The sequence below is a fragment of the Pseudoalteromonas sp. UG3-2 genome, assembly GCF_037120705.1.
GTDB lineage: Bacteria > Pseudomonadota > Gammaproteobacteria > Enterobacterales > Alteromonadaceae > Pseudoalteromonas.
The window spans coordinates 2,003,537-2,029,823 of the sequence record NZ_JAWLJU010000002.1; the positions used below are offsets into that span (position 1 = coordinate 2,003,537).

At 46.6% G+C, this 26,287-nt stretch carries 19 protein-coding genes, 2 rRNA genes and 1 pseudogene; 10 read left to right on the forward strand and 12 right to left on the reverse strand.

All coding sequences use genetic code 11. From position 1 onward, the window contains the following. The first annotated feature begins 54 nt into the window (after positions 1-54). Complete coding sequence (locus R3P39_RS12130) at positions 55-1,245, forward strand: hypothetical protein (RefSeq protein WP_336567759.1); 1,191 nt, start codon at positions 55-57, stop codon at positions 1,243-1,245. A gap of 67 nt (positions 1,246-1,312) precedes the next feature. Continuing rightward, positions 1,313-1,526 (forward strand): annotated as a pseudogene (locus R3P39_RS18230) (helix-turn-helix domain-containing protein); the annotation flags it as partial. Positions 1,527-1,690: 164 nt separating this feature from the next. Here the strand turns inward: R3P39_RS18230 and ssb are convergent. Both ssb and R3P39_RS12140 read right to left on the reverse strand, forming a co-directional pair. Next, positions 1,691-2,365 (reverse strand): single-stranded DNA-binding protein, encoded by a 675-nt coding sequence (gene ssb / locus R3P39_RS12135; protein ID WP_336567761.1) that lies wholly within the window; start codon positions 2,363-2,365, stop codon positions 1,691-1,693. 17 nt (positions 2,366-2,382) lie between these two features. Continuing rightward, positions 2,383-3,750, reverse strand: coding sequence for an MFS transporter (locus R3P39_RS12140; protein WP_336569310.1), 1,368 nt, complete (start codon positions 3,748-3,750; stop codon positions 2,383-2,385). A gap of 449 nt (positions 3,751-4,199) precedes the next feature. On the opposite strand from R3P39_RS12140, the gene uvrA reads away from it, so the two are divergent. Both uvrA and R3P39_RS12150 read left to right on the forward strand, forming a co-directional pair. Next, positions 4,200-7,022, forward strand: coding sequence for an excinuclease ABC subunit UvrA (uvrA, locus tag R3P39_RS12145; RefSeq protein ID WP_336567763.1), 2,823 nt, complete (start codon positions 4,200-4,202; stop codon positions 7,020-7,022). Positions 7,023-7,071: 49 nt separating this feature from the next. Continuing rightward, a complete protein-coding gene (locus tag R3P39_RS12150; RefSeq protein ID WP_336567765.1) occupies positions 7,072-8,130 on the forward strand; it encodes a hypothetical protein in 1,059 nt (352 codons plus the stop codon). Here R3P39_RS12150 and R3P39_RS12155 read toward each other — a convergent pair. Next, positions 8,105-8,500 (reverse strand): acyl-CoA thioesterase, encoded by a 396-nt coding sequence (locus R3P39_RS12155; protein ID WP_336567766.1) that lies wholly within the window; start codon positions 8,498-8,500, stop codon positions 8,105-8,107. The two genes, R3P39_RS12150 and R3P39_RS12155, sit on opposite strands and share 26 nt — an antisense overlap. A 29-nt stretch (positions 8,501-8,529) precedes the next feature. On the opposite strand from R3P39_RS12155, the gene R3P39_RS12160 reads away from it, so the two are divergent. Next, positions 8,530-9,231, forward strand: a complete 702-nt coding sequence (locus R3P39_RS12160; RefSeq protein ID WP_336567767.1) for a 2OG-Fe(II) oxygenase — start codon at positions 8,530-8,532, stop codon at positions 9,229-9,231. A gap of 47 nt (positions 9,232-9,278) precedes the next feature. Here R3P39_RS12160 and R3P39_RS12165 read toward each other — a convergent pair whose 3' ends face one another. After that, positions 9,279-9,650, reverse strand: coding sequence for a YacL family protein (locus tag R3P39_RS12165; protein WP_336567769.1), 372 nt, complete (start codon positions 9,648-9,650; stop codon positions 9,279-9,281). Between the two features lie 136 nt (positions 9,651-9,786). Between R3P39_RS12165 and R3P39_RS12170 the strand changes: the two genes are divergently transcribed. Further along, entirely contained in the window at positions 9,787-10,689 is a 903-nt protein-coding gene (locus R3P39_RS12170; RefSeq protein ID WP_336567771.1) for an AEC family transporter, read from the forward strand. A 3-nt stretch (positions 10,690-10,692) separates the two neighbouring features. On the opposite strand, the gene R3P39_RS12175 is transcribed toward R3P39_RS12170, so the two are convergent. Then, positions 10,693-10,920, reverse strand: a complete 228-nt coding sequence (locus R3P39_RS12175; protein ID WP_336567772.1) for a hypothetical protein — start codon at positions 10,918-10,920, stop codon at positions 10,693-10,695. A gap of 281 nt (positions 10,921-11,201) precedes the next feature. On the opposite strand from R3P39_RS12175, the gene R3P39_RS12180 reads away from it, so the two are divergent. Then, positions 11,202-12,515 carry a short-chain fatty acid transporter gene (locus R3P39_RS12180; RefSeq protein WP_336567773.1) on the forward strand — a complete coding sequence of 438 codons (1,314 nt, stop codon included), beginning with the start codon at positions 11,202-11,204 and terminating at the stop codon, positions 12,513-12,515. Between the two features lie 30 nt (positions 12,516-12,545). Here the strand turns inward: R3P39_RS12180 and R3P39_RS12185 are convergent, their stop codons facing one another. Next, a complete protein-coding gene (locus R3P39_RS12185) occupies positions 12,546-13,556 on the reverse strand; it encodes a site-2 protease family protein (protein WP_336567774.1) in 1,011 nt (336 codons plus the stop codon). After that, positions 13,549-13,719, reverse strand: coding sequence for a hypothetical protein (locus R3P39_RS12190; protein WP_336567775.1), 171 nt, complete (start codon positions 13,717-13,719; stop codon positions 13,549-13,551). The genes R3P39_RS12185 and R3P39_RS12190 overlap by 8 nt, the downstream gene beginning before the upstream one ends. Positions 13,720-13,790: 71 nt before the next feature. Here R3P39_RS12190 and R3P39_RS12195 point away from each other — a divergent pair, with 71 nt between their 5' ends. Then, positions 13,791-14,999: an EAL domain-containing response regulator gene (locus R3P39_RS12195; RefSeq protein ID WP_336567776.1), complete on the forward strand. Its 1,209-nt coding sequence runs from the start codon at positions 13,791-13,793 to the stop codon at positions 14,997-14,999. Here R3P39_RS12195 and R3P39_RS12200 read toward each other — a convergent pair. Next, a complete protein-coding gene (locus tag R3P39_RS12200) occupies positions 14,983-16,122 on the reverse strand; it encodes a hemolysin family protein (RefSeq protein ID WP_336567778.1) in 1,140 nt (379 codons plus the stop codon). The two genes, R3P39_RS12195 and R3P39_RS12200, sit on opposite strands and share 17 nt — an antisense overlap. Before the next feature lie 186 nt (positions 16,123-16,308). On the opposite strand from R3P39_RS12200, the gene R3P39_RS12205 reads away from it, so the two are divergent. Beyond that, positions 16,309-18,762, forward strand: coding sequence for an alpha/beta hydrolase family protein (locus R3P39_RS12205; RefSeq protein ID WP_336567779.1), 2,454 nt, complete (start codon positions 16,309-16,311; stop codon positions 18,760-18,762). Positions 18,763-19,006: 244 nt separating this feature from the next. After that, on the forward strand, positions 19,007-19,702 hold the full coding sequence (locus R3P39_RS12210; RefSeq protein WP_336567781.1) for a response regulator transcription factor: 696 nt from the start codon (positions 19,007-19,009) through the stop codon (positions 19,700-19,702). Here R3P39_RS12210 and R3P39_RS12215 read toward each other — a convergent pair. The 4 genes from R3P39_RS12215 to R3P39_RS12230 form a co-directional block, all read right to left on the reverse strand. Further along, positions 19,699-21,219 carry a YifB family Mg chelatase-like AAA ATPase gene (locus tag R3P39_RS12215; protein WP_336567783.1) on the reverse strand — a complete coding sequence of 507 codons (1,521 nt, stop codon included), beginning with the start codon at positions 21,217-21,219 and terminating at the stop codon, positions 19,699-19,701. The genes R3P39_RS12210 and R3P39_RS12215 overlap by 4 nt on opposite strands. 17 nt (positions 21,220-21,236) lie before the next feature. Next, positions 21,237-21,851 carry a trimeric intracellular cation channel family protein gene (locus tag R3P39_RS12220; RefSeq protein ID WP_336567785.1) on the reverse strand — a complete coding sequence of 205 codons (615 nt, stop codon included), beginning with the start codon at positions 21,849-21,851 and terminating at the stop codon, positions 21,237-21,239. Positions 21,852-22,783: 932 nt separating this feature from the next. Continuing rightward, positions 22,784-22,897, reverse strand: a 5S ribosomal RNA gene (gene rrf / locus R3P39_RS12225). A 141-nt stretch (positions 22,898-23,038) separates the two neighbouring features. Further along, positions 23,039-26,034 (reverse strand): 23S ribosomal RNA (locus R3P39_RS12230). Positions 26,035-26,287 lie beyond the last annotated feature (253 nt).

The following is a 26,287-nucleotide window of genomic DNA, read 5'->3' on the forward strand; positions in this document are numbered from 1 at the left end:
TTAATATGAGCAGCAGGGAGCAACTTGCTGTTCATTGTTTACAACAAGGAGTTTATGTTGTTGAGATTTGTTTTAATACCCATAATTATTTCAAGCTTTTCTTTTTTTGTAGCTGCTGAAAGTACAGTTAGTGCAGAACTGGCATTTGAACAGCGTATGTTCTGGCAGTCGCCAGCCCAAGCGAAACAATCTTCCTCTTCTAGTGTTATAAAGTTTGAAACTGAATATACATTGACTTGGGATGATGGATTGCAAAGTGTCGTATTTAAACCTTTTTTTCAGTTAGATAATCATGAAACTAGAAATACTGCTGATATTAGGGAGCTTTTGTGGGTTTATAATCAAGATACGTGGGCAATGCGAGCGGGAATCGGCAAAGTATTTTGGGGTCAAACGGAGTCTTTTCATTTAGTTGATACTATTAATCAGACAGATATATTGGGAGGAGTCGACGGGGAAGATAAGTTAGGGCAGCCGATGCTTAATCTCGAAATCTCGAAAAGTTGGGGGAGTGCTTCATTTTTCGTTTTGCCTTACTTTCGTGCAAGAGAATATCCTGATGAAACAGGCCGTCTTCGTTTTACTTTACCTGTTCATGATGAAGGTAACTTATATGAGTCAGGCCAAAAAGAGAAGCACATAGATATAGCTACAAGGTGGGTTTATTTTGGAGATAATTGGGAGGGCGCAATTTCTTATTTTGACGGTACCACTAGAGAGCCTAGCTTTATTGTTAGTGAAGAGTGGGAGAAGTCAAAGTTGACAGCTTACTACCCTCAAATGCAACAAGTTGGTCTAGAGGCTTTGTACACTTCTGGTAGTTGGTTATTGAAGTTAGAGGCAGTCCAGCGGAGAATGACTATAGATACTTATAATGCATTTGTCTCCGGCTTTGAATATACAGAATATGGTGTTTTCAACACCGCTTACGATGTAGGATGGATAGTTGAGTACCAATACGATGATCGTGATAGCCAAGTTTTATCTATAGCGCAGAATGATTTTATGGTGGGGGCAAGGGTGATCTTGAACGACATTGCGTCGTCGGAATTTTTGGTTGGATATGTCCAAGACCTGGATGTATCTTCGAGTAATTATAGCTTTATTGAAGCATCAAGCCGCTTATCTGACACATGGAAACTAACAGCTGAGGCAAGGGTTTTTAACGCCAAAGGTAAAGTAGACGTGTTGCATTATTTTAAGCAAGATGATTTCGTAGAAGTTTCATTGCAGTATTATTTTTGAAGTGTGAATCTTTAGACCTTGGCTGACACATTTTTGTATATTTACCTTGTGTTAGTTGAGGTTTTAGATGAACAGAAAAGAAGAACAAAAAGTTAAACGTAAGCTTAAGATTTTAGATCACGCAAAACAAACCAGAAGCGTTAGTAAGACCTGTCGCTACTGGGGATATCCAGAGATACGTTTTATCGTTGGAAAAAATATTATGCAGCTAAAGTCGAGACTAATTCAGTTTAATCAACTCTAAGCCATGCCCCGAAAATCCAGCTGTTCGAGTTGATCCGACCAGATTCATTTACGCTGCGACCTCTGACTTCCTATCACTTCTTTCAGAACCAGGCGTTTGCCAGCTTCGCTGGATAAATAAAAAACCCAGTTTTAACACTGGGTTTGAATAATCTTTTTCATTAAAAGCGGTTTATATCTACACTTTTATATATATCAGAAATTAGAACGGAATGTCGTCATCAAAGTCAATTGGCGGCTCCATCGGATTACTGCTACCACCAGATTGTGACCCTTGACTTGGGTTCTGCTGCGGAGCAAAGCCGCCCTGTTGATTTGACTGGTTACCAAAACCAGAAGACTGCTGCTGACCCCCTTGCTGTGGCTGCTGCGGTGCAAAGCCACCTTGTTGACCACTTTGCGCTTGGCTATTTTGGCTTTGCTGCTGCGAGTATTGTTGCTGCGGCGCTTGGTTATAGCTCTGTTGCTGACCAAAGTTGTTTTGCTGTTGGCCGCCTTGCTGATATTGACCGCCTTGGCCTTGCTGCTCACCACGGCCGCCTAGCATTTGCATCTGACCGCCCATATCGACCACAATCTCAGTGGTGTATTTGTCTTGGCCACTTTGATCGGTCCATTTACGCGTTTGCAAACGGCCTTCAATATACACCTGTGAGCCTTTACGTAAGTACTCACCAGCAACTTCTGCTAGCTTGCCAAATAAAACGACACGGTGCCACTCAGTTCGCTCTTGCAGCTGACCGGTGTTTTTGTCTTTCCAACTGTCGGTTGTTGCGATGCTGATATTCGCTACACCATTACCGTTTGGCATATAGCGAACCTCAGGGTCTTGGCCTAAATTACCTACCAAAATTACTTTATTAACACCACGTGCCATGGCATTTTCTCCTCACACTATGACAAACCCAGCACTTGCTTGGCTTGCTTCAATTCAAAAACTTTATCGTCTACTTTGAGGTAGCTGCGATTTTCATCGCTCACTACGGTGGCTTCAAGAACTCCGGGTAATGAAACCAATTGGTTCGCCAATTCCGCTGCTTGTTGCTCGCTCTTAACTGCAGCAACTAAGCTTATTGCTTTGCTCTTAGGTGGCACTTGCATGCCCCATGCAATAACAAGCCATATTACCCCAATTACGGCTGTGGCAGCAAATATGGTATCGACTGCAAAATGCTGTGCCAACATACCACCTAAAGCGCCACCTAAAAATGCCCCTAAAAACTGCCCCGAGGAAAACACCCCCATGGCAGAGCCCTTTTGGGTTGCCGGGGCAATACGCGACACCAAGGCCGGCATCGTCGCTTCTAAAAAGTTAAAAGCGATAAAATAGATCAACATGGCTGCAGCGATGACCCACAGCGAGTCGACAAAGCAATACAAGATCACCGAGCTAATAATGAGCATAGCAATGGAGAACAAAAATGTTTGCTTTTCCTTATTTTTGCGTATCGCTACTATCATCATCGGTGCCATAAGCACAAATGCGAGCAAAAACACCGGAATATACAGCTGCCAGTGTTTATCTGCCACTAAACCATCAGCAATTAACTGCCCCGGTAATGCAACAAATATCGTGGTAAGGGTCAAGTGCAACAACAACACGCCAAGGTCGAGTCGCAGTAATTGCGGGTGTTTGATTAACTTTTTGATGTCGTCGAGGCTAGCGATGGTGTCGCCTTTTGGTGCTTTATTAACGGCATTGGGCACCATAAATAAGATGATCACCATACCCAATACGGCCAACACTGCAGTGAGCCAGAATATTCCGGCAATACCAAAGGCAGCGGCCACCATGGGCCCAAGTAGCATGGCCACGGCAAAGCTCATACCAATACACATGCCAATCACCGCCATCACTTTGGGGCGTTGCTCATCGCGACTCAAATCAGCTGCCAAAGCCAATAAGGCACTGGCGATGGCCCCCATCCCTTGCAGTGCTCGACCAAATGTCACCCAGTAGATTGACTCCGACAGCGCCGCAATGACTGAACCTAAAGTAAACACTAACAAACCTGCTAGGATCACCGGTTTGCGACCAAGCTTATCCGATAGCCAACCCATCGGGATCTGCAATAGCGCCTGCGTTAAGCCATAAGCGCCAATTGCCAGCCCAATCCATAACGGCGACACATCTTGCAGTGATTGGCCGTAAATAGCCAACACAGGCATCAGCATAAATAAGCCCAGCATACGAAAAGCAAACACGCCGGCAAGGGAAAGTGCCGCTCGTTTTTCTGTTGAATTCAAAGAGTCATTGGCCATAAAGCAGAGTTCACCACTATCGAAAATCTGCGCAAGTTTAACAAACTCTTTTGCCAACTTATAGCGAGGACCACAATAAAATCACCAGCAGGGTTATCGTCGCAATTGTCGAGCTATTTGCAGTGAATATGATCTAATGAGACTGCAGCGAACGTTTTAATGTGCATGCGCCACAGGCAGTGTCCGCTTGCTGTTACAAGTGAACCTTAACGCCATCGCGGTTAGTCATTTACACTCATGGTATGATTTAACCACACCATGAGCGTCATTAAGTTTGCTGCTAGACACTGTTTTTATGCCAAAATAACTAAAACCACCAATGCAATTGGTAATCTAGCTGGGATAGGTTAACCTGTCCGCCTCATAACTCTGTATGACAGGTTCATATTTCAGTATGATAGCCACGCAGCGCTGTTCGTTACAAAGCACACAATAGACACAAGGGTCGTATGGATAAAATAGAAGTCAGGGGTGCCCGCACCCATAATTTAAAAGACATTTCTCTTACTATTCCTAGAGATAAGCTAATCGTGATCACTGGGCTGTCGGGCTCAGGGAAATCCTCTTTAGCGTTTGATACTTTATATGCTGAAGGCCAACGTCGCTACGTTGAGTCACTTTCGGCTTATGCTAGACAGTTTTTATCCTTAATGGAAAAGCCCGATGTCGATCACATCGAAGGTCTGTCGCCAGCGATTTCTATCGAGCAAAAATCTACGTCCCACAACCCACGTTCAACCGTGGGGACAATCACTGAAATATACGACTATCTGCGTTTGCTGTTTGCCCGTGTTGGTGAACCGCGCTGCCCTACCCATGATTTGCCGTTAGCAGCACAAACCATCAGTCAAATGGTCGACACGGTTTTAGCATTGCCCGAGGGCAGTAAGCTAATGCTGCTTGCCCCGGTGGTAAAAAACCGTAAAGGCGAACACGTAAAACTACTTGAAGAGCTGGCCAGTCAAGGCTTTATCCGGGCGCGGATCGATGGCGAAGTGAGTGACTTATCCGATCCACCGAGCTTAGAGCTACAAAAGAAACACACCATCGAAGTAGTGGTTGACCGCTTCAAAGTAAAAGCCGGTTTAGAACAACGTTTAGCCGAGTCATTTGAAACGGCCTTAGAGCTGGCCGATGGCATTGCGCAGGTCGCTTACATGGACGACAGTGCTGCGGATGAACTGGTCTTTTCGGCCAACTTTGCTTGCCCAACTTGTGGCTACGCCATGAGCGAGCTCGAACCGCGGTTGTTCTCATTTAATAACCCTGCTGGCGCCTGCCAAAGCTGTGATGGCTTAGGCGTGAAACAGTACTTCGATCCTAAGCGCGTGGTTCATAACCCCGAGTTAAGCTTAGCCGGTGGTGCCATTAAAGGCTGGGATAAACGCAGTTTTTATTATTTCCAAATGCTCAGCTCCGTTGCCGATCAATATGGCTTTGATTTAGAAACCCCGTTTCAAGATTTACCGCAAGAGGTTCAACAAGTGGTACTTGAGGGCTCAGGGCGTACCAAGGTGGCGTTTAAATACCGCAACGACAGAGGCGATTTGATCACCCGTAATCATGAGTTTGAGGGCGTGCTCAACAATATGAACCGCCGCTATCGTGAAACCGAGTCCAGCTCCGTACGTGAAGAGTTAGCTAAGTATCAAACCAGCCAAGCTTGCCCCAGTTGCCATGGCTCGCGTTTGCGCGAAGAAGCCCGTCATGTGTTTATCGGCAGCACCAATTTACCCACCGTAACCACCATGAGTATCGGTGATGCCTTTGCGTTTTTCAGTGAGCTGGAGCTGCAAGGCCAAAAAGCCCAAATCGCTGACAAAGTGTTAAAAGAGATCCGCGATAGGCTGTCATTTTTAACCAATGTTGGCCTCAATTACCTCTCACTGGAGCGTAGCGCTGATACGCTTTCTGGTGGTGAGGCTCAGCGTATTCGCCTAGCCAGTCAAATTGGTGCTGGGCTTGTAGGGGTTATGTATGTACTCGACGAACCTTCTATTGGCCTGCATCAGCGTGATAACGATCGCTTGCTAAAAACCCTCACCCACCTGCGTGACCTCGGCAATACCGTTATTGTGGTGGAACACGATGAAGACGCCATTCGCGCCGCTGATCACATTATTGATATTGGTCCTGGCGCTGGGGTGCATGGCGGTTATGTGATTGCCGAAGGCGACAGAGAGCAAATCATGGCCAGTCCAGAGTCACTCACGGGACAATACCTCAGCGGTGAAAAGTGCATTGCTGTGCCTGAGCAACGCCATCAAAGCGACGATAAATGGCTCGAGTTAAAGGGCGCCACCGGCAATAACTTAAAAGGGGTCGACTTAACCGTCCCAGTGGGCTTAATGACCTGTATTACTGGGGTGTCGGGTTCAGGTAAATCGACACTCATCAACGATACGCTGTTCAAATTGGCACACCAAGAGCTCAACGGTGCCACTACGCAAGAACCGGCGCCGTTTGATAGCATTCACGGACTAGATCACTTTGATAAAGTCATCGATATTGACCAAAGTCCGATTGGTCGTACACCGCGTTCTAACCCAGCCACGTATACCGGCATTTTTACCGCTATTCGTGAGTTATTTGCTGGCACGCAAGAAGCCCGTTCACGTGGCTATAAAGTGGGCCGCTTTAGCTTTAATGTTAAGGGCGGACGCTGCGAAGCCTGTCAGGGTGACGGGGTAATAAAAGTAGAAATGCACTTTTTACCCGACGTCTATGTGCCCTGTGATGTCTGTACCGGTAAACGCTATAACCGTGAAACCTTAGAGGTGCTGTACAAAGGCAAGAACATCCATGAAGTGCTGGAAATGACGGTAGAAGATGCTCAAGCCTTCTTTGAAAAAATTCCAGCCATCAACCGCAAACTGCAAACCTTAATGGATGTCGGTTTGTCTTATATTCGTCTTGGTCAAGCGGCAACCACGCTCTCAGGCGGTGAAGCACAGCGGGTAAAACTGGCGCGCGAGCTATCTAAACGCGATACCGGCAAAACCTTGTATATACTCGATGAGCCAACTACGGGTCTACACTTCCATGACATCCAGCAATTATTGCTGGTATTACACCGCTTGCGCGATCATGGCAACACGGTACTGGTGATTGAGCACAACTTGGATGTTATCAAAACCGCCGATTGGATTGTCGACTTAGGGCCGGAAGGAGGAGCCGGTGGTGGCGAGATCCTGGTCTCTGGTACACCAGAAACCGTCGCCGCTTGTGATGCTTCCCACACGGGTAAGTACTTGAAGCCTTTATTGTCTTAATCTAAAAAAGCCTCTATGATTGGTGCATAATAACGATAACAATACGATTATGCACCAACTGCTCGCTCCGAAAAACGTTACGGCATTAATGGCTAAGCTGCGCTTTGCTTGTAGTCAATTTTGGCAAAGTCTTAGTTTGCCTCAGCGCTATTACCTCGTAGCCTTTGTGTTAGCGGTGTATAGCGTGGCTGAAGCCGTCGATAACTACCTTATCAATGGCTTAATTTTAATCACCACAGTAACGGCATTATGCTACGAGTTTTGGCCTCGGATCATGACTTTTTGGCATAGCGTTCCCGGTAAAGCAGTGATACTGCTATTCTATGCGTTTATCGCTAATTTCGTGTTAGTACAAGCCGATGGCCGCATCAACGACCTCACCGGTGTCAGCACCGATAATTTTCCCTATACGCACAACCTCAGCGTGTTGTTATCACTGCCCACTTGGTTTTTTATCACCAGCACCTTAGCGCTTATCCTATTGCAGCTGTTGATGACCTTTTATGTGGTGCTACTGTTTGTTTTAAAACCCTTTGGTATTAAGCCATTTTGGCATCAAAATCACTACCGTTTTCCCGTAACCACGGCGGTGATTCGCTTGGTGCTCTGTTTTGTATTGCTTGCCTTTTTGCTAATTGCTGTGGCCCGCTCTGGCGCTTCGGATACTCTGGCCAGTTTTGCCAATGATGTAAAAGTGACAGAGCAAGGATTTAGCTTTAATGGCATAGGGATCCAAGCCACGATAAACCCTAATTTAACTCCAGTAGAAATTGAGCAAGAGTTAGCTAAGCAAAAGGGTGACCTTCCCCAGCCTAAAGCAGCTTCATCGGGCTTGCTGTTGAGTGAAGAAGACAAACCGACACAGCAGGGGAAAAACTACAATGATGCCCTTAACTCGCTGTTAGCGTATTTTATTTTTCGTTTTGAGTCGGATGAGGGGTCTCGCTGTGAGCATGCCCCTGGCACTAATGTTATTGAGCTCAATGACTATGAGATACTCGAGATCCAACCCGACGATAGCGCACAATATGGCTATACCTACACAGTAAAACCCTGTATTTCAGCTGCAATTGGCCACCAATTTAAGACTCAAGCAGATAAGCCGTAAGCGCCTCGCGTTCAGCATCACTTAGGGCCTGCGCCTTTTTCGCGGCAAAATCATAACGCACCATGGTGGTTTTGCCCTCGGCACAGCACTGGCCATGTTGCCACGCTTGCTGATTAATCACAAAGGAGCTGTTGCCGATACGCTCTATGGCGGTTTTAATTTCGACTTCTTGGCCATAAAACAGCTCACCTTTAAACGTCACCTCTACTTTCGCCACAATGAGCTTCCATTGCTTAGGATCCAGTTCTGGAGTAAAAATTTTAAAGATTGGGGTACGCGCAGCTTCAAACCATACAGGGAGTACGGTATTGTTAATATGTCCAAGCACGTCGGTATCACTAAAACGCGGCATCAGCTTTTCAGACAACATAATAACTCCAATAAAAACTAGGGAAACACATGAGTGATTTTATTCGCGTTTACGATAACGCACTCAGTTCAGAATTTTGCGATGAGTTTGTCCAGACATTTGAGCAAAGCCCCCATTTAAAGCCGGGGACAACCTCGGGTGGTGTCGATTTAAGCAAAAAAGTAAGTCACGACCTCTATCTCAACTCTTACCCAGACTATGCCAAACAGCTACAGCATATTCAACAAGTTACGGCTAAGCACCTGTTTAACTATCTAGAAGAGCACTTTTTTATGCTGATTGGTGCATTTGGACTCAAGGTATACCACCCAAAAACAGGCCAGCCCGTTGACTTAACCGTTGATAACTTTGCCGAAGTGGGTAAGCCACAGCTACCTGTGTTAGCACAACAGCTATTTCGACTTGGCCCTATTCAGGCTCAGCGTTATCAAGTCAATAAAGGTGGTTACCCCTACTGGCATAGCGAAGTGTACCCGCAACACGACCATAATGAAGCGCTGCATCGGATATTACTGTTTATGTTTTATCTTAATGATGTCGAAGAAGGGGGCGAAACCGAGTTTTACTATCAAAACCGTAAAATTGCACCTAAGTGCGGCTCGATGGTGATCGCACCGGGTTATTTTACCCATACTCACCGCGGTAACATGCCGATTTCTAACGACAAATACATCCTCACCTCGTGGGTGTTATTTAATCGTGCAGAGCAACTGTACGGCACGCCAAAATAACGGCAACAGTCCGGGTTGGCTGTTAACCTATCACTCGCGGCGGATTGCTAGCGCCGCGCCGTAATAAAGTCGACCCACTGTTGTAGCAACTCGATAAAGTCTTCATAGCCACACACAGCATACAGCCCTGCCTCATCAACGGCCAAGGCATCTTCTTGGTAACACTGCAACTGTTCATCATCATGAAACAATGCATGACTCTCGAACACTGCTTCTTGTGCTGTGAAGGTAACGCGGATCTCTTTTCCTGGGATCATCAGCTCAGGCGTTGTTGGCGTGAAGCCTTGCAATGTTGTCAGCAATTGCGCGGCGGCTTGATGGCTGAGCTCATCGTTTAACCAACGTGCCACTAAGGTATGTTCATCACTACAGCGCACCGCAAACCCCGAAATAGGATCGCGGATAAATTGATATTCCATAACCACTACTTAATGTGTACAACTTAACGCTATTATACCTTACCCTCTGCAATTCCCCTATCTCTACAGGTAGCGTTGGAGTCACTGTTAACGCTTGATATAATACCGCCTTGTTCGCTGCAACCTTGGCTCACACATGTCGCCTATTGAAATTTTATTCCCACTTATTTTTATTGTCTTAAGCGGCTTTATCAGTGCCAAGATAAATTTTATTCCCAGCCAACAGTTAGATGGCTTAAGAACCTTTGTTTTTTCTCTTTGTATTCCCACTTTATTATTTACCAGCATGTACCAGGCCGATCTGGGCAGTTTGGCCACCAGCACACTGCTGCTGACTTTTTACTTACCTGTGGCCAGTTGTTTTATCGCCGTTTATATTCTGCTTCGAAGAGCAGTAAAAACAGCAAAAGCCGATGCTGCCACACTGGCGTTAGCGGGCACCTACTCCAACACGGTGTTAGTAGGCTTACCAATTATTTTAACCGCCTTAGGTAAGCAGGCTGGCGCCATGGTATTTATGATCATTACCTTTCATAGTGCGATGTTATTTTCATTCACCTTTTTGCTGGCGACACCAAAGAGAAACAAACTAAAAGTACTTAAACCTCTGATACTTAACCCGATAGTGCTCAGCATCAGTGGCGGCTTAGTGTTTAATTACCTTGGTATTTCGCTGCCTAAACTATTGACCCAGGGGTTAGAGTGGCTGGCAAAGCCCGCCATTCCAGGCGCACTGTTTATTCTTGGCGCAAGTCTTGTTAGCTATGGTGTTAAAGGCCGGCTGCGCAGTGCGCTGGGGCTAAGTTTTATCAAACTTTTGCTGTTACCAGGGCTAGTTTACTGCTTGGCGCAGGTGGTAGGGTTACCACTACTTGAGACTCAGGTGATCACCTTGATGAGCGCATCGCCGCTTGGGGTAAACGCGTATTTGGTGGCGCGGCAACTCGATAGTCAACAACCAGCACTAGCTGCCACTGTGGTTTTATCCACCCTGCTAAGCATGGTGAGCTTAACAGGTTGGCTGTACTTGATTATTTGATGTTTAATAGCGCGGTGGATTGTATTTTGCCGCATCAATGATGGACCATAAATGGAATACGGCTGCTATCACCGCAGGCACCACCAAGAACCATAGGGCATAGCCACCTACGACGACAATTGCAAACAGCAGTGCCGCCAAAATACGGCCTTGAACCAGTTGCCCTAAACCAGGGAAAAATACATTACATATTGCTGCGATGACGTTACCACCAGAACCTTGTCCAGACATAGTTACCTCACTTAGTCTTATTTATCTGTTTGTTCTATTACTTCAGATTCTATGCCACTTTATAACACAATGATTTTAAAAGAAATCATTGATGTGACCTATTCTTTACCCACCACTTATTGGCGCATTAGACTAACTTTTAGCTTAAAAATTAGCTATATTGATTGCCGACAATACCTTGCACAGCATATGAGCACGAGGTTATTCATGATAATAACACGCTCCTTAGCATGGGCTGCTATTTAGAATAGGCTAAAACAATAACTAAAACAGGATTTAATATGCTTAGTAAGCTGACTACGCCACTCACCAAGCTGGTTGAAAAATACCTCCCTGACCCTTTTGTCATCGTCTTGCTACTGACGTTTGTGGTGCTCACATTGGCCACTTTAGTGACACCTGCCACTCCCATTGCAGTGCTTGAGTCATGGGGAAATGGTTTTTGGAAGTTGCTCACTTTTGCCATGCAAATGCTTTTAGTGCTGCTGTGCGGCCATATGCTGGCCGTGACGCCTTTAGTATCAAAAGCGCTGGATAGGCTAGCAGGCATGGCCAAGAGTCCAGCTCAAGCTATTTTATTAACTACTTGGGTCGCCATGCTGGCCAGCTGGCTAAACTGGGGATTTGGCTTGGTCGTGGGGGCTTTATTTGCTAAAGCCATTGCGCGTAAAGTCGCGGTTGACTACCGAGTATTAGTCGCCAGTGCTTACTCTGGGTTTATTGTCTGGCATGCCGGTTTTTCCGGTTCTATTCCACTAACTATTGCTACCCCTGGGCATTTTAGCGAGGCCAGCATGGGAATAGTCTCCACCTCAGAAACGCTTTTCTCACCTTTTAACTTGCTGATGCTAGCCAGTATTTTTATTGTGCTGCCTATACTTAACCGCATGATGTTACCCGCGCCATCACAGCAAGTACTGGTGGATAAAACTAAGCTGACACCGCCAACCCGTGCCAAATTGACTACCGACACCCCTGCAGCCAAGCTAGAGCACGCGGCCTGGATAGGTATCCTGGCAGGTTTAGTTGGTTTGACTTATCTGATTTATTACTTTGTTTTTGCCGCAGGTAGCTTAACGCTCAACAGTGTTATCGCGTTGTTTTTATTTCTCGCCATGCTATTGCATCGCACTCCAGCTAATCTCTTACATAGTTTGCAGCAAGCCATTTCCGGTGGTGCCGGCATTGTTATCCAGTTCCCCTTTTACGCCGGGATCATGGCGGTTATGGTAGACACTGGCTTAGCACAGCAAATCTCGCAAGGGTTCACCGCCATTAGCAACCAAACCACTTTGCCACTGTGGAGCTTCTTGAGTGCCGGATTGGTCAATATCTTTGTGCCCTCCGGCGGCGGTCAGTGGGCCGTGCAAGCTCCCATTATTATCCCTGCCGCACAAGCACTCGATGCCGATATTGCCAAGGTAGCCATGGCTGTAGCGTGGGGGGATGCTTGGACCAATCTGATCCAACCGTTTTGGGCGTTACCCGTTTTAGCCATTGCCGGCCTCAAGGCGCGCGATATGATGGGCTTTTGCTTGGTGCAGCTGCTGGTCACCGGTGTCATACTCGGTGCTTTACTGTTGTTACCACTATAACAGCATTCGCGGCGCGTCATGGCGCCGCATTTAACTCGATAGGATGGTCATCGGCAAGCTTAAAATCACACTCTCGGAATCAGCGAAGTGCATCATCACCGCAATGTGCCCCGCCATGACCAATACATACATCAGCCCCGCCACCACTTGAGCATAACGATTAAGTGGTAATAAGTGGCTATTATGGCGAGTTCGCCATTCCAGCAGGATCTCAACGCTGCCTATAATAATAAATAACACCAGTAGAGCTAAACCAAAAACATAGCTTATCCATAACCCTAATAATACTCCCATTAAACATGCAGAAAGCCCAAGCCAAGAGCGCATCGAGAAACTGATGCTTTTTAGCACATGGCCACCGTCTAAAGGCAGAATTGGTAATAAGTTAAACAGATTGAGTAAGGCGCTGAGTACTGCGACCCCGGCAAAGATCTCCATCTCAGTGATATAATAAAGCACCACCCCTAACACCGATGTGAGCAAACCAAATGCCGGCCCCATCAAAGAAATGACCACATCTTGCCAACGGGTGGTGATTTTATCGTCGCTCACAGCCAGACCGCCAACAAATGGAATTAAATAAATTCCTTTGGTTTTAATATTAAAGTAACGCATCGCCCATACATGGCCGTACTCATGCACCACTAAGCAGGCAATTAGCATCACCGCAAATTGCCAAGAAAACAACCATGCATAACCGGCTACCGAAGCGCCAGCTAAGGCGGCTTTAACCACTTTAGCACTTTTAAATAACTTAAAACCGAGAGCAGCAAGTCCCAAGATACTGCGTTTTTCTTTCACTGCATGGTTGGGTACTTCAAGCCACTGCTGAGCCGAATCATCGATAGCAACCCCCAACAGTCCTTGTGGTAGCTGAGTGGTATCCAGTACCAACTGCTGCTGAGCTACTTCGGCATAGACACACCCCGAAGTTTCATCAAAGGCGATGGCTTGACCATCAACAAAAACCTGTACCACCTGATGCTGATTAAAGAAAATACTGACTGGCTTGCCGCCAAGGCTGAGTTCGAGCTTATTCATAGTGAAGTATTATTACCACCGATTGCTGCAGCGCCAGAACCGGCGCAAGTTCATGACGGCTATTATCTGTAAAAGTGATGACGACTAAAAGCGCTTTGTCACCGAAAACTGAAAACTGGACAGAAAACCTGCCAATTGCCACAGAAACACGATCAATGACCAAGTAGATTTTCCTACTATTTAGACTTTTTGTACTAGACTTAGTTGAGGTATAGGTATACGAAGGAATTGTTAATGTCACTAGCAAAATACCGAACAATGGTAGTAGATGATTCACCAGCGATTTTAGTGGTTATGCAAGCCATTATGACTGAGCTGGGGATTGATCACGTTACCACTTGCAGCAGTGCCGTCTCGGCAGCAGAAAAAATTAGACAAACACCACACCAGTTTGACGTGATTTTTACTGACTTAAATATGCCAGAAATGGATGGCATGGAGTTTATTCGCCAGTTAGGCGAACTAAAGTTCTCCGGCGCCATCATTATTATCTCTGAAATGGATGAGAAGATAATCGATTTAGCAACCAATTTAGCTCGGCAATCCAATGCCCATTTAATTGGCAATATTTCTAAGCCAGTGCAACTGGTTGATGTTGAGCGCATGCTGAAAAAAATGGCAACCTATACCACGGTTAAACGCAGCCACATTGAAAAAGTCAGTGAAAGTGATTTGTTGCAAGCCATTAGTAATAATGAGATCACCCCTTATTATCAACCCAAAGTGCATCGTGGTGAAAAAAAGATAAAAAGTGTCGAGGTGCTGGCTCGAATTGTTAAGAAATCAACTGGTAAAGTCATCTTACCGGATCACTTTATTGGTGTTGCCGAAGCAACTGACCTTATTAATATTATTACTTTTCAGCTGTTTGAGAAGGCAACGGATGAGTTTAAAGCAATAAAATCCGAACTAAATTACCCCATTAAGCTGGCCTTTAACCTCTCACCAGTGCAGCTCAATGATTTAAGTTGCCCTGATAAGCTGGCACTGATTTTAGAGATTAACCGCTTAAAACCCAGTGACATCATACTTGAGATCACAGAACATCAGCCCATGGATCAAGCCATTCAGCTCGAGACCATGAACCGCTTACGGATCCGCGGCTTTGATATTTCCCTCGATGACTTTGGCACTGGATTTACCAATATTCAGCAACTGAAATCGTTACCTTTTACCGAGATAAAAATAGATCGTTCACTGATAACCCAAGTCGAGTCCGATCGGTTTTCTCAAGTATTAATCGATAGCTTGATCGATATCGCACAAAACCAACAGCTCGATATTGTGGCTGAAGGCATTGAACGCGTTGAGGAGCTGCAGTATTTGGATAGGTATAAACACAGCTTGCTGATGCAAGGTTTTCTCATCAGCAAGCCTAAGCCGTTAGTCGAATTAGTGAGCTGGATACATTCATGGCAGCGAATGATTAATTCGAACTCTTAGTCTCTGAAGTCGTTTCTTCATCGCTGCTGAGCTCGGCTGCATCATCCATATCCACATCGGGCTCTTGCTCTTCTTCGTCCTCAATCAAGTTATCATGATTGTCGAGACGCTCACGCCATTTTTGCTTGGCCGCCGCCTGCATGTTGGTTGTTTGCTCTCGCTCATCGACAATATCCATCCCCATTAGCGACTCGAGCATATCTTCTAAAGTCACAATCCCTTGCACGTCACCGTACTCATCTATTACCAGTGCAATGTGGATCCGCTTAGCCAATAATGCCTTAAACAGCTCAGGTGCAGCCAGAGTTTCAGGCACAGTGTACAGCGGTCGTGATAACTTACCGATTTTGTATTCTTCACCTAAACGGTGATAAGCCAGCATAATGTCATTTTTATGGACAAAACCAATAATGTCGTCGCTGTTTTTATCAAACACCAGTACTCGCGAAAAAGCCACTGAGCCATGTTCCGAGAGGTATTCATGGACGGTCATATCTTTATGAACCTTAAACAAAACGGTTCTTGGAGTCATTATGCTTTCGAGTTTGGCGTGACGAAATCGCAACAAGCTGCGTATGGTTTCCGTCTCTTCTTGATGCAGCGCTCCCGCCTCAGAGCCGATTTCAGCCATGGCCTCAATTTCTTGGCGAATATAGTGTGCTTCATCTTCTTTACGACCGATGACTTTTGTGAGCTGATCGGATAACCACACAAAAGGCCTTAAAATCCATACTAACCATACTAACATTAACGACACTAATGGCGTTAGGCCACGCCAATAGGTCGCTCCAAGGGTTTTAGGAATGATCTCAGATAAGACGAGCACTAACAGCGTCATCACCGCCGATGCAATTCCGACAGCGGCATCCGAAAACACCACAGCGGCTTGTGCACCAACCCCTGCAGCACCTGCAGTGTGGGCCACAGTATTGAGCGTTAAAATAGCAGCAAGCGGCTGATCTATATTATCTTTTAGCTTTTGTACTCGTGCCGCTAAAGTCTCGTTTTCTTGCTTTATAATACCTATATGACTGGGCGTGATACTAAGCAGTACCGCCTCCATCACCGAGCAGATAAAAGAAATGGCAATCGCCAAAAACATATAGGTTAAAAGTAAAAACAATCGAGTCTCCTTTAATAAATTAATTGATCGCGGTTAACCACACCTCAACCCACCACTTGAGATTGCCAGTAATCACGGTAAATTTAAAGCAATTCAATGCATTTTGGCATCTATCGCAGCAATACTGCGCAGTCAAAATACTGTGGTATAGTCTAGCTCACGATTACCTACATTAGGCGCAGATACATGAAACTACGTACAGCCGTAACTTTACTATTCTCGGCAGCCTCGGCGCAACTTGCCGCCGCCCCACTTGACCCTGCAAAAATACAGTTTTTGGGACCCATTGCTACCGAATCTTCGGTTAAGCCCGCCGATACCGCACACCGAGATGCTATTATCAGCAACTTATTGCCTCGGGTTAGTAAAGCAAGTAAAGATGTAACGCTATTTAACCAGAAAATGTCATGGCAAGCACTAACTGGCGTGGATCAAATCACCCTACCAGGAATGCAGGTGCTGAAATTCAACTTCACCACCTCAAGATTTACTTCAGGTAAGTTAACGCTGCAGGGCATTGATAAAGCGCAAGCATTTTTAAACGGTGTTGCGCTTAGCGAAGGTAATGAACTGCAATTGCACGTCCCCAAAGGCGACCATCAGTTTGTTGTGGTCACCGAGCAGGTCGACGATTGGAACAAGGTGGCGATCGACTTCACAGGAGAGGCTGATCATGACACCATCTCCCTAACAAACAGTACCAGTCATGCCTTATCGGCCAAACAGCTATTTGATGCCCCAACGATCAGTGCCATTTCTCTTTCTCCAGATGGCGAGTATTCAATCATTACCAAACGCCATTACAATGATGAAAATGGCAACTCAGCGATTAAAGAAACCTTGTTACTCAATGAGGATGGCGAGGTTATTTATCAGTTTCATGGCTTAGATGCTGATCAATTTGCTTGGCGCCAAGACAGTAAACAGTTAGCTTTCCTGCAAGCTGAACAAGCCTTCCTATTCGACTTAGAGAGCAAGCAAAGTACACCCATTGCCAGTAAACTAAAAGGGGCCAATGGCTTACAGTTCTATGATCACGACTCACTTATTTTTGCTTGGACTAACTCTGGCAAAGAAGAAGGGAAGCTAACTAAGCATTACCAAGGCCTGGAAGATCGCTGGTCATACGCACGCACTCAGTCGCAAGTATTTCTACTCGACATTGATAGTGGCCTGATCCGCGCATTAACCGTGGGCGATAACAGCCACTACTTAAGTGACTTTGATAGCGAACGCGGCAAGTTGCTGGTCACTCGCTCAATTCCTGACTACAGCATGCCACCACATATGAAAACTGAATTGCTCGAAGTGGATGTTGCTAGTACCAAGCAGGTAGCCATCGCTCAGTATCAAACACTCAACAGTGCTCATTATGGTGCTAAGGGTATATTTGTCACTGCAGGTCCTGACTTTTCAGGTGGTGTTGGTCGCAACTTACCTGAGGGTATGCTAGCTAATAACTATGATGGCCAGCTATATTGGATGGATTATAAAGGTCAGCAAGTCACAGCCCTTAGCAAAACCTTTAAGCCAGCCATTGGTAACATTACGGTGCTTAATAACGATGATATCGTGCTCAAAGCCACCGATGAAGACCGCCAACAGTTATTTATTTATGACCACAGCAAATCAAGCTTTAAGCGCCTAAATACCGGTTTAGATGTTATCGGTGACTACGCTGTTTCTGATGAAAGTCGCGCCGATATACTATTTACTGGTACTACCGCGTCGACACCACAGCAGCTTAAACGTATGTCGGTTACTGGTCGTAATGCTGATACGTTGTGGGACTCCCAGAAACTGGCTTATGAAAATACCCGCATTCCGAGTTTAGAGGAATTTAATTTCACTAACCAAGATGGCGTAGAAATTAAGGGTCGCGTCTATTTACCTCATGACTTGGACAAATCGCAGAAATACCCAGCATTAGTTTACTACTACGGTGGTACTTCTCCAGTGACTCGTGGCTTTACCGGCCGATACCCATTCAACCTTTGGGCGGCTAAAGGCTATGTTGTTTATGTACTGCAACCAACCGGCGCAACGGGCTTTGGACAAAAGTTTTCTGCTCAGCATGTCAATGCCTGGGGCGAGCACACGGCCAATGACATCATCACTGGAACCAAGAAGTTTGTAGAGGCTTACCCATTTGTGGATAGCAACCGCCTTGGCAACTTAGGCGCGTCTTATGGTGGCTTTATGACCATGTTATTAACCACTAAAACAGACTTATTCAGTGCTTCCATTTCCCATGCTGGGATCTCTAATATTACCTCTTATTGGGGCCAAGGTTGGTGGGGTTACTTGTACTCAGGCGAGGCATCTAAAGGCAGCTTCCCGTGGAACAATGGCAAACTTTACTCGCAGCACAGTCCCGTTTTCAATGCCGATAAAGTAACAACGCCATTACTACTAATCCATGGTGATGCCGATACCAATGTGCCACCTGGCGAAAGCCATAATATGTACACCGCATTGAAAATTTTAGGACAAGACGTTGAGTTAGTGGAGTACAAAGGCGCTGATCACCAAATATTTGCCCGTGATAAACGCTTCCACTGGTGGAACACCATGTTGGCCTATTTTGATAAGCATTTAAAACAACAACCACAATGGTGGCAGCACTTATATGGTAAATAACCAGCTTAACTGACGCTATTTGCTAAAAGGCAGTACTTTGGTACTGCCTTTTTGTTTGCTAAATTCATTCACTTGCTTCAATAATAACGGCTTTGTATTAGGCATAATAAAATCTACTTGATCCCAACTAAAGGATCGGGTTAAGTTGCTTGAGACAGAGTTGTAAGAATTCATGTCGTCGACTTCTCAGCAGCGATCTCTCAGTGTTAATATTAAAGACAACTAAACAATTAACAGCAACAACATGCAGATAAAGGTACTACTAGTTGAAGATGATGAGCTACTAGCAAAGCGGCTTTGTAGCCACTTTGCCGACACCGAGTTTGATATCACGGTGGATAGTACTGGCTCATCCGCGCTACAGTTAATTCAGGAACAATCTAATGCGCCTTTTGCGTTAGCCATTGTTGATATTGTATTGCCTGCTATCGATGGCTTACAACTCGCCAAAGAGATCAACACCCTCACCGACATCGGGGTGATCATGCTGTCTAGCCGTGACTCACAGTCGGACAGAATCGCAGGCCTGGCACTAGGGGCCGATGACTATGTCTGTAAACCGGTTGATGCGTTAGAGCTGGAACTGCGCATGCGAGCGCTGTACAAGCGCTTGTCGGGTACTAAAAATGATGAATCAGAAGAATTCATAGAATATGCCGACTTCAAACTCCACCCTGACAATCGCACTTTAATTAATCCTGTGGGCACCGAGTCAAGACTCACCGAGGCTGAACATAAGGTACTTATCTGTTTAATTGCCAATGCCGGCCGCGCCACCTCCCGCGAGCGCATTTCAGAAGACATAGGCCAGCCCGACTGGAGCCCCAGCGATAGAACCGTCGATGTGTTAGTTGGCCGCTTACGTAAAAAACTGGGTGATGACCGAGAGCAAAAACGCATCGTCACTGTCCGTGGTAAAGGCTACATGTTATCTACCTAATACTGTGAAAGCTGCTGCAGCAACCTTTCTAACGCTCGGTAGCTTAACGCCTCTTTTAAATGTTCCAGCCGGATATGTGGTTCTTGACTCAAATCAGCGATGGTCCTGGCTACTTTAATCACTCGGTGGTAAGAACGTGGGGATAACTGCAGTTTCTCGGCGGCTTTACCAAGAAAGTCTAACTCCCCTTGTGCTAACTGACACACTTGATTTAGTTCACGCACACTGAGCTTATCGTTACTTTTACCTTGGCGCTGCAGTGCAATGCTCTGAGCTTGCTCTACCCTGACTCTAATCGATTCACTTGGCTCTCCTGGACATTGTGATTGCAGTTCAGCAGTGTTGAGCCTTGGTAACTCGATTTGTAAGTCAATACGATCAAGGAAGGGTCCAGAGATTTTGGCTAAATAGCGCAACACTTGATCAGGAGAGGCTCGCTTATCGCTATAGCAGCCAGTAGGGCTGGGGTTGAGCGCAGCAATCAACTGAAAATTTGCCGGGTAGTCCACCTGCCGTGCGGCTCGAGAGATTGTCACTACACCGGTTTCCATTGGCTCACGTAATGAATCGAGCACTTTGCGTTCAAACTCTGGCAACTCATCAAGAAATAACACACCATGATTCGACAGTGATATTTCCCCAGGTTTTGGGTTGGAGGAACCGCCGACTAAAGCCACTGCTGAACAGGTATGATGAGGAGCTCTAAATGGTCTGGTTTTCCAGTTTTGCTGATTGATCTGCTTGCCCAAAATAGAGTAGATAGAAGCGGTTTCTAATGCTTCTTGCTCTGTCATCGCAGGCATAATAGTTGGTAGGCGTTGTGCTAGCATGGACTTACCTGTGCCTGGAGGACCTAGGAACAAGACGTTATGGCTTCCTGCTGCTGCAATTTCTAACACCCGCTTAGCGCCTGGCTGACCTTTAACATCGGCCATATCAATATATTGCTGCCCGTTATCTTGCACACTGAGTTCGTCACTGTAACGTAAATTAACTGCTAACTGCGACTGCCCTATCAATCCCGACCATAATGACTGCAAGCTAGACACAGCAACACGTCGACTATCCCCAGCTAGGCTCGCAACTGCGTCATTGTCTTGCGGGAGGTAACACACGCGTTGTGCTTTGGTAGCCGCGATCACCGACGGCAAAATGGCGGTTATGCCTCGAAGCTCGCCATTGAGAGCCAATTCACCAAAAAACTCTTTATTCAAGATAGCATCGCTTGGTAATTGTCCTGATGCCACCAGTATTCCCATCGCGATGGCCAAGTCAAAACGACCGCCATCTTTGGGTAAGTCTGCAGGTGCTAAATTGACGGTAATTCTTTGCTCTGGAAACAAGAAGCCGGAATTGACTAGAGCGCTACGGACACGCTCTTTGGCTTCTTTTACGGAAGTTTCTGGCAAGCCGACAATACAAAACCCAGGCAAACCATTACTGAGATGAACTTCGACCGTTACCTCAGGCGCTGTGATCCCAACTTGGGCTCGAGTTGGCACTCTTGCTAAAGACATCCTTGTCTCCCATCTTATTAATCCTTGTACTTAAATACGTGCAATACAAGTTTGTATTTCATTGCTGCCAATCGCAGTGATAAAGTTGCCGCCATGGATAGCAACATCACGTATTCCGTGGCCCAACCAAGTTTAATGGTCTGAGTATAGACCACACCGCCAAAAATGCAGGTAATCGCGTATAACTCACCTTTCAGTAGCAAAGGGATTTCCCGAGCGAGAACATCGCGAATAAGACCGCCGAAACTCGCAGTTAACACTCCCATGATCACCGCGGTGGTGTCTGGCATACCAATTCCCAAAGCTTTTTGAACCCCCATGACAGCAAAAAATGATAAACCAAATGCATCAGCAACTTGCAATAGCCCATGTGGAATATTGTCATGGCGATTCAGCCACCAAATGCTTACAGTAACGGCCAACAAAATAGCATAGATATAACTGGTGTCATGAAGCCAAAACACCGGCTGGTCTAAGATCAGATCTCTTAGTGTGCCGCCACCAATACCCGTAGCGGTGGCTAGTACAATCACCCCAAAGCCATCCATATGCTTACTGTGAGCAATAAGTGTACCTGTGATGGCAAACACCATCACCCCAAGAAGATCAAACCAATGATAGAGCTCAGACATAAAGCAATTTAATTAGAATACTATAAGGGGATTATAACAACTCTCAGCGCCAGTTGCCCAACCATAAGCATGTAGCAACTATGCAGCTGTGAACACTATAAGCGTAAGGTATTAGCATGGGTTCATTGCGGCCGAAGCAACGCTTCGCAGCGCAATGAACGCGAGGGTGACGAGAAACCGAAGCACTGCTTCGCAGTTCGAGGAAGTGAGCGCAAGGATGCGCGAAGGGGAGATACTACATGGGTGAACTGCGACCGAAGCACCGCTTCGCAGTGCAGTGAACGCGAGATATGGATACCGAGCCGGAAGCCCTCCACAGGGATGTGTGCCCAAAGGTTATCTTTACCACTCTGTCTACATTGCTCTCAAGGCTGTTATTTCTTGTAGGCGCGGGTTTACCCCGCGCTTTTTATTCTGCGCTAAACGCAAAAAACCCCGACTCTTTCGAATCGGGGTTTGACGTACAAGGAAGTACTAATGTCGATGAGATTTATGGATGAATGCCTTTCATCGACCTCTTAATAAGGCCCTGGCTCGCTACGAAGTAGGATGTTCTCATTCTTTTCATAGAGAGACACATGGGTGAATTGCGATCAAAGCAACGCTTTGCAGCGCAATGAACGCGAGGGTGACGAGAAACCGAAGCACTGCTTCGCAGTTCGAGGAAGTGAGCGCAAGAATGCGCGAAGGGGAGATACTACATGGGTGAATTGCGACCGAAGCACCGCTTCGCAGCGCAGTGAACGCGAGGTATGGACACCGAGCCGGAAGCCCTCCACAGGGATGTGTGCCCAAAGATTATCTTTACCACTCTGTCTACATTGCTCTCAAGGCTGTTTAGATTTTGTAGGCGCGGGTTTACCCCGCGCTTTTTATTGTGCGCTAAACGCAAAAAACCCGCTGCATAGCTGCAGCGGGTTTCTCTTATAAGGCCCTGGCGATGTTCTACTTTCACATGGGAAGCCCACACTATCATCGACGCTGTTTTGTTTCACTTCTGAGTTCGGCATGGAGTCAGGTGGTTCCAAAACGCTATAGTCACCAGGAAATTCGGTGTATCAATGAGGTCACCCTCATTAATTAAAATCTGGAAAAAACTGCTTAAATTCTTCGTCTTCGTCGCGGTCTAAAACCGCTGCTACTTTAGTATCTTATCAACTTCTGTCGCTAAACCACTTTGGCGTTGTATGGTTAAGCCTCACGGGTAATTAGTACAGGTTAGCTTAATGGCTCGCACCACTTCCACATCCTGCCTATCAACGTTGTCGTCTTCAACGGCCCTTTAGTGGACTCAAAGCCCAAGTGAGAACTCATCTCGAGGCCTGCTTCGCGCTTAGATGCTTTCAGCGCTTATCAGTTCCGAACGTAGCTACCGGGCAATGCTATTGGCATAACAACCCGAACACCAGCGGTTCGTCCACTCCGGTCCTCTCGTACTAGGAGCAGCCCCTCTCAATTCTCAAACGCCCACGGCAGATAGGGACCGAACTGTCTCACGACGTTCTAAACCCAGCTCGCGTACCACTTTAAATGGCGAACAGCCATACCCTTGGGACCGACTTCAGCCCCAGGATGTGATGAGCCGACATCGAGGTGCCAAACACCGCCGTCGATATGAACTCTTGGGCGGTATCAGCCTGTTATCCCCGGAGTACCTTTTATCCGTTGAGCGATGGCCCTTCCATTCAGAACCACCGGATCACTATGACCTACTTTCGTACCTGCTCGACGTGTCTGTCTCGCAGTTAAGCTGGCTTCTACCATTACACTAACCGTACGATGTCCGACCGTACTTAGCCAACCTTCGTGCTCCTCCGTTACTCTTTGGGAGGAGACCGCCCCAGTCAAACTACCCACCAGGCACTGTCCTCAATCCCGGTTCAGGGACCTAAGTTAGAACATCAACACTACAAGGGTGGTATTTCAAGGTCGGCTCCACACCATCTAGCGACGATGCTTCAAAGCCTCCCACCTATCCTACACATGTAGGGTCAATGTTCAGTGCCAAGCTGTAGTAAAGGTTCACGGGGTCTTTCCGTCTAGCCGCGGGTACACAGCATCTTCACTGCGATTTCAATTTCACTGAGTCTCGGGTGGAGACAGCGTGGCCATGGTTACACCATTCGTGCAGGTCGGAACTTACCCGACAAGGAATTTCGCTACCTTAGGACCGTTATAGTTACGGCCGCCGTTTACCGGGGCTTCGATCAAGAGCTTCGCATACGCTAACCCCATCAATTAACCTTCCGGCACCGGGCAGGTGTCATACCCTATACGTCATCTTACGATTTTGCAGAGTACTGTGTTTTTAATAAACAGTCCCAGCCACCTGGTCACTGCGGCTGACTTCAGCTCCGGACGCAGGTCCTTCACCTAATGTCAGCGTACCTTCTCCCGAAGTTACGGTACGATTTTGCCTAGTTCCTTCACCCGAGTTCTCTCAAGCGCCTTAGTATTCTCTACCTGACCACCTGTGTCGGTTTAGGGTACGATTCAGTATAAACTGAAGCTTAGAGGCTTTTCCTGGAAGTAGGGCATCAACAACTTCACCACCGTAGTGGCTCGTCTCGGCTCTCAGCCTTAGCGACCCGGATTTTCCTAAGTCACCAGCCTACTGCCTTTCACATGGACAACCAACGCCATGCTTGCCTAGCCTGCTCCGTCCCCCCATCGCATTCATACTGAGTACGGGAATATTAACCCGTTTCCCATCGACTACGCTCTTCAGCCTCGCCTTAGGGGTCGACTCACCCTACCCTGATTAACATGGGATAGGAACCCTTGGTCTTCCGGCGTGGGAGTTTTTCACTCCCATTATCGTTACTCATGTCAGCATTCGCACTTCTGATATGTCCAGCATGCCTCCCGGCACACCTTCAGCCACTTACAGAACGCTCCCCTACCCCGCAAACAAAGTTTGCAGCCGTAGCTTCGGTGGTATGTTTAGCCCCGTTACATCTTCCGCGCAGGCCGACTCGACTAGTGAGCTATTACGCTTTCTTTAAAGGATGGCTGCTTCTAAGCCAACCTCCTAGCTGTTTTAGCCTTCCCACATCGTTTCCCACTTAACATACACTTTGGGACCTTAGCTGACGGTCTGGGTTGTTTCCCTCTCCACGATGGACGTTAGCACCCACCGTGTGTCTCCCGGATAGTACTTTACGGTATTCGGAGTTTGCAAAGGGTTGGTAAGTCGGGATGACCCCCTAGCCTTAACAGTGCTCTACCCCCGTAAGTATTCGTCCGAGGCTCTACCTAAATAGATTTCGGGGAGAACCAGCTATCTCCCGGTTTGATTAGCCTTTCACTCCTAGCCACAGGTCATCCCCTAACTTTTCAACGTTAGTGGGTTCGGTCCTCCAGTTGATGTTACTCAACCTTCAACCTGCCCATGGCTAGATCACCGGGTTTCGGGTCTATACCCTGCAACTTACGCGCCCAGTTAAGACTCGCTTTCGCTACGGCTCCCCTAAATGGTTAACCTCGCTACAGAATATAAGTCGCTGACCCATTATACAAAAGGTACGCAGTCACCCATCACTAAGCTACCTCTGCTTGATTTTGGCGGTTGATCGTCGGCTAACAAGTTAGGTCGACGTTAACGCAATTTCAAACATTGTGCTTACTTAGGAGTTCACCAAAGTAACTTAGTGATGGGCTCCTACTGCTTGTACGTACACGGTTTCAGGTTCTATTTCACTCCCCTCACAGGGGTTCTTTTCGCCTTTCCCTCACGGTACTGGTTCACTATCGGTCAGTTGGGAGTATTTAGCCTTGGAGGATGGTCCCCCCATATTCAGTCAAAGTTTCACGTGCTCCGACCTACTCGATTTCACTGTAAATAAGTTGTCGTGTACGGGACTGTCACCCTGTTTCGTCATACTTTCCAGAATGTTCCACTAACTACATTACAGCTTAAGGGCTAATCCGATTTCGCTCGCCGCTACTTTCGGAATCTCGGTTGATTTCTTTTCCTACGGGTACTTAGATGTTTCAGTTCTCCGCGTTCGCCTCAACAACCTATGTATTCAGTTGTTGATGACCCAAAGGGCCGGGTTTCCCCATTCGGAAATCCTAGTCTCAAGTGCCTCTTACTGGCTCAACTAGGCTTATCGCAAGTTAGTACGTCCTTCATCGCCTCCAACTGCCAAGGCATCCACCGTGTACGCTTAGTCACTTAACCATACAACCCAAAGTGGTTTTGCTTGGTCTTTGTCATTTATACGGCCTTGTCAGCACAATTTACTTGGTCACATAACACGTTATGCTCCCAGCGATAAATTGCTTGACGGCGTTGTCTAAATAACAAATCCACGTCGCAAAATAGTGCATTACATCACTAGTTGTACGTCAAAGACTGATTTAACTTCGCCAGAAGTTAATATTGAATACTAAAGTAGACGCTAATTAATCATCGAAATGATTAATCGGCATTT

Coding starts and splice junctions, on each gene's coding strand:
- R3P39_RS12130 (WP_336567759.1), top strand. CDS start 55: ATGTTGTTGAGATTTGTTTTAATACCCATAATTATTTCAAGCTTTTCT.
- ssb (WP_336567761.1), bottom strand. CDS start 2,365: ATGGCACGTGGTGTTAATAAAGTAATTTTGGTAGGTAATTTAGGCCAA.
- R3P39_RS12140 (WP_336569310.1), bottom strand. CDS start 3,750: ATGGCCAATGACTCTTTGAATTCAACAGAAAAACGAGCGGCACTTTCC.
- uvrA (WP_336567763.1), top strand. CDS start 4,200: ATGGATAAAATAGAAGTCAGGGGTGCCCGCACCCATAATTTAAAAGAC.
- R3P39_RS12150 (WP_336567765.1), top strand. CDS start 7,072: ATGCACCAACTGCTCGCTCCGAAAAACGTTACGGCATTAATGGCTAAG.
- R3P39_RS12155 (WP_336567766.1), bottom strand. CDS start 8,500: ATGTTGTCTGAAAAGCTGATGCCGCGTTTTAGTGATACCGACGTGCTT.
- R3P39_RS12160 (WP_336567767.1), top strand. CDS start 8,530: ATGAGTGATTTTATTCGCGTTTACGATAACGCACTCAGTTCAGAATTT.
- R3P39_RS12165 (WP_336567769.1), bottom strand. CDS start 9,650: ATGGAATATCAATTTATCCGCGATCCTATTTCGGGGTTTGCGGTGCGC.
- R3P39_RS12170 (WP_336567771.1), top strand. CDS start 9,787: ATGTCGCCTATTGAAATTTTATTCCCACTTATTTTTATTGTCTTAAGC.
- R3P39_RS12175 (WP_336567772.1), bottom strand. CDS start 10,920: ATGTCTGGACAAGGTTCTGGTGGTAACGTCATCGCAGCAATATGTAAT.
- R3P39_RS12180 (WP_336567773.1), top strand. CDS start 11,202: ATGCTTAGTAAGCTGACTACGCCACTCACCAAGCTGGTTGAAAAATAC.
- R3P39_RS12185 (WP_336567774.1), bottom strand. CDS start 13,556: ATGAATAAGCTCGAACTCAGCCTTGGCGGCAAGCCAGTCAGTATTTTC.
- R3P39_RS12195 (WP_336567776.1), top strand. CDS start 13,791: ATGTCACTAGCAAAATACCGAACAATGGTAGTAGATGATTCACCAGCG.
- R3P39_RS12205 (WP_336567779.1), top strand. CDS start 16,309: ATGAAACTACGTACAGCCGTAACTTTACTATTCTCGGCAGCCTCGGCG.
- R3P39_RS12210 (WP_336567781.1), top strand. CDS start 19,007: ATGCAGATAAAGGTACTACTAGTTGAAGATGATGAGCTACTAGCAAAG.
- R3P39_RS12215 (WP_336567783.1), bottom strand. CDS start 21,219: ATGTCTTTAGCAAGAGTGCCAACTCGAGCCCAAGTTGGGATCACAGCG.
- R3P39_RS12220 (WP_336567785.1), bottom strand. CDS start 21,851: ATGTCTGAGCTCTATCATTGGTTTGATCTTCTTGGGGTGATGGTGTTT.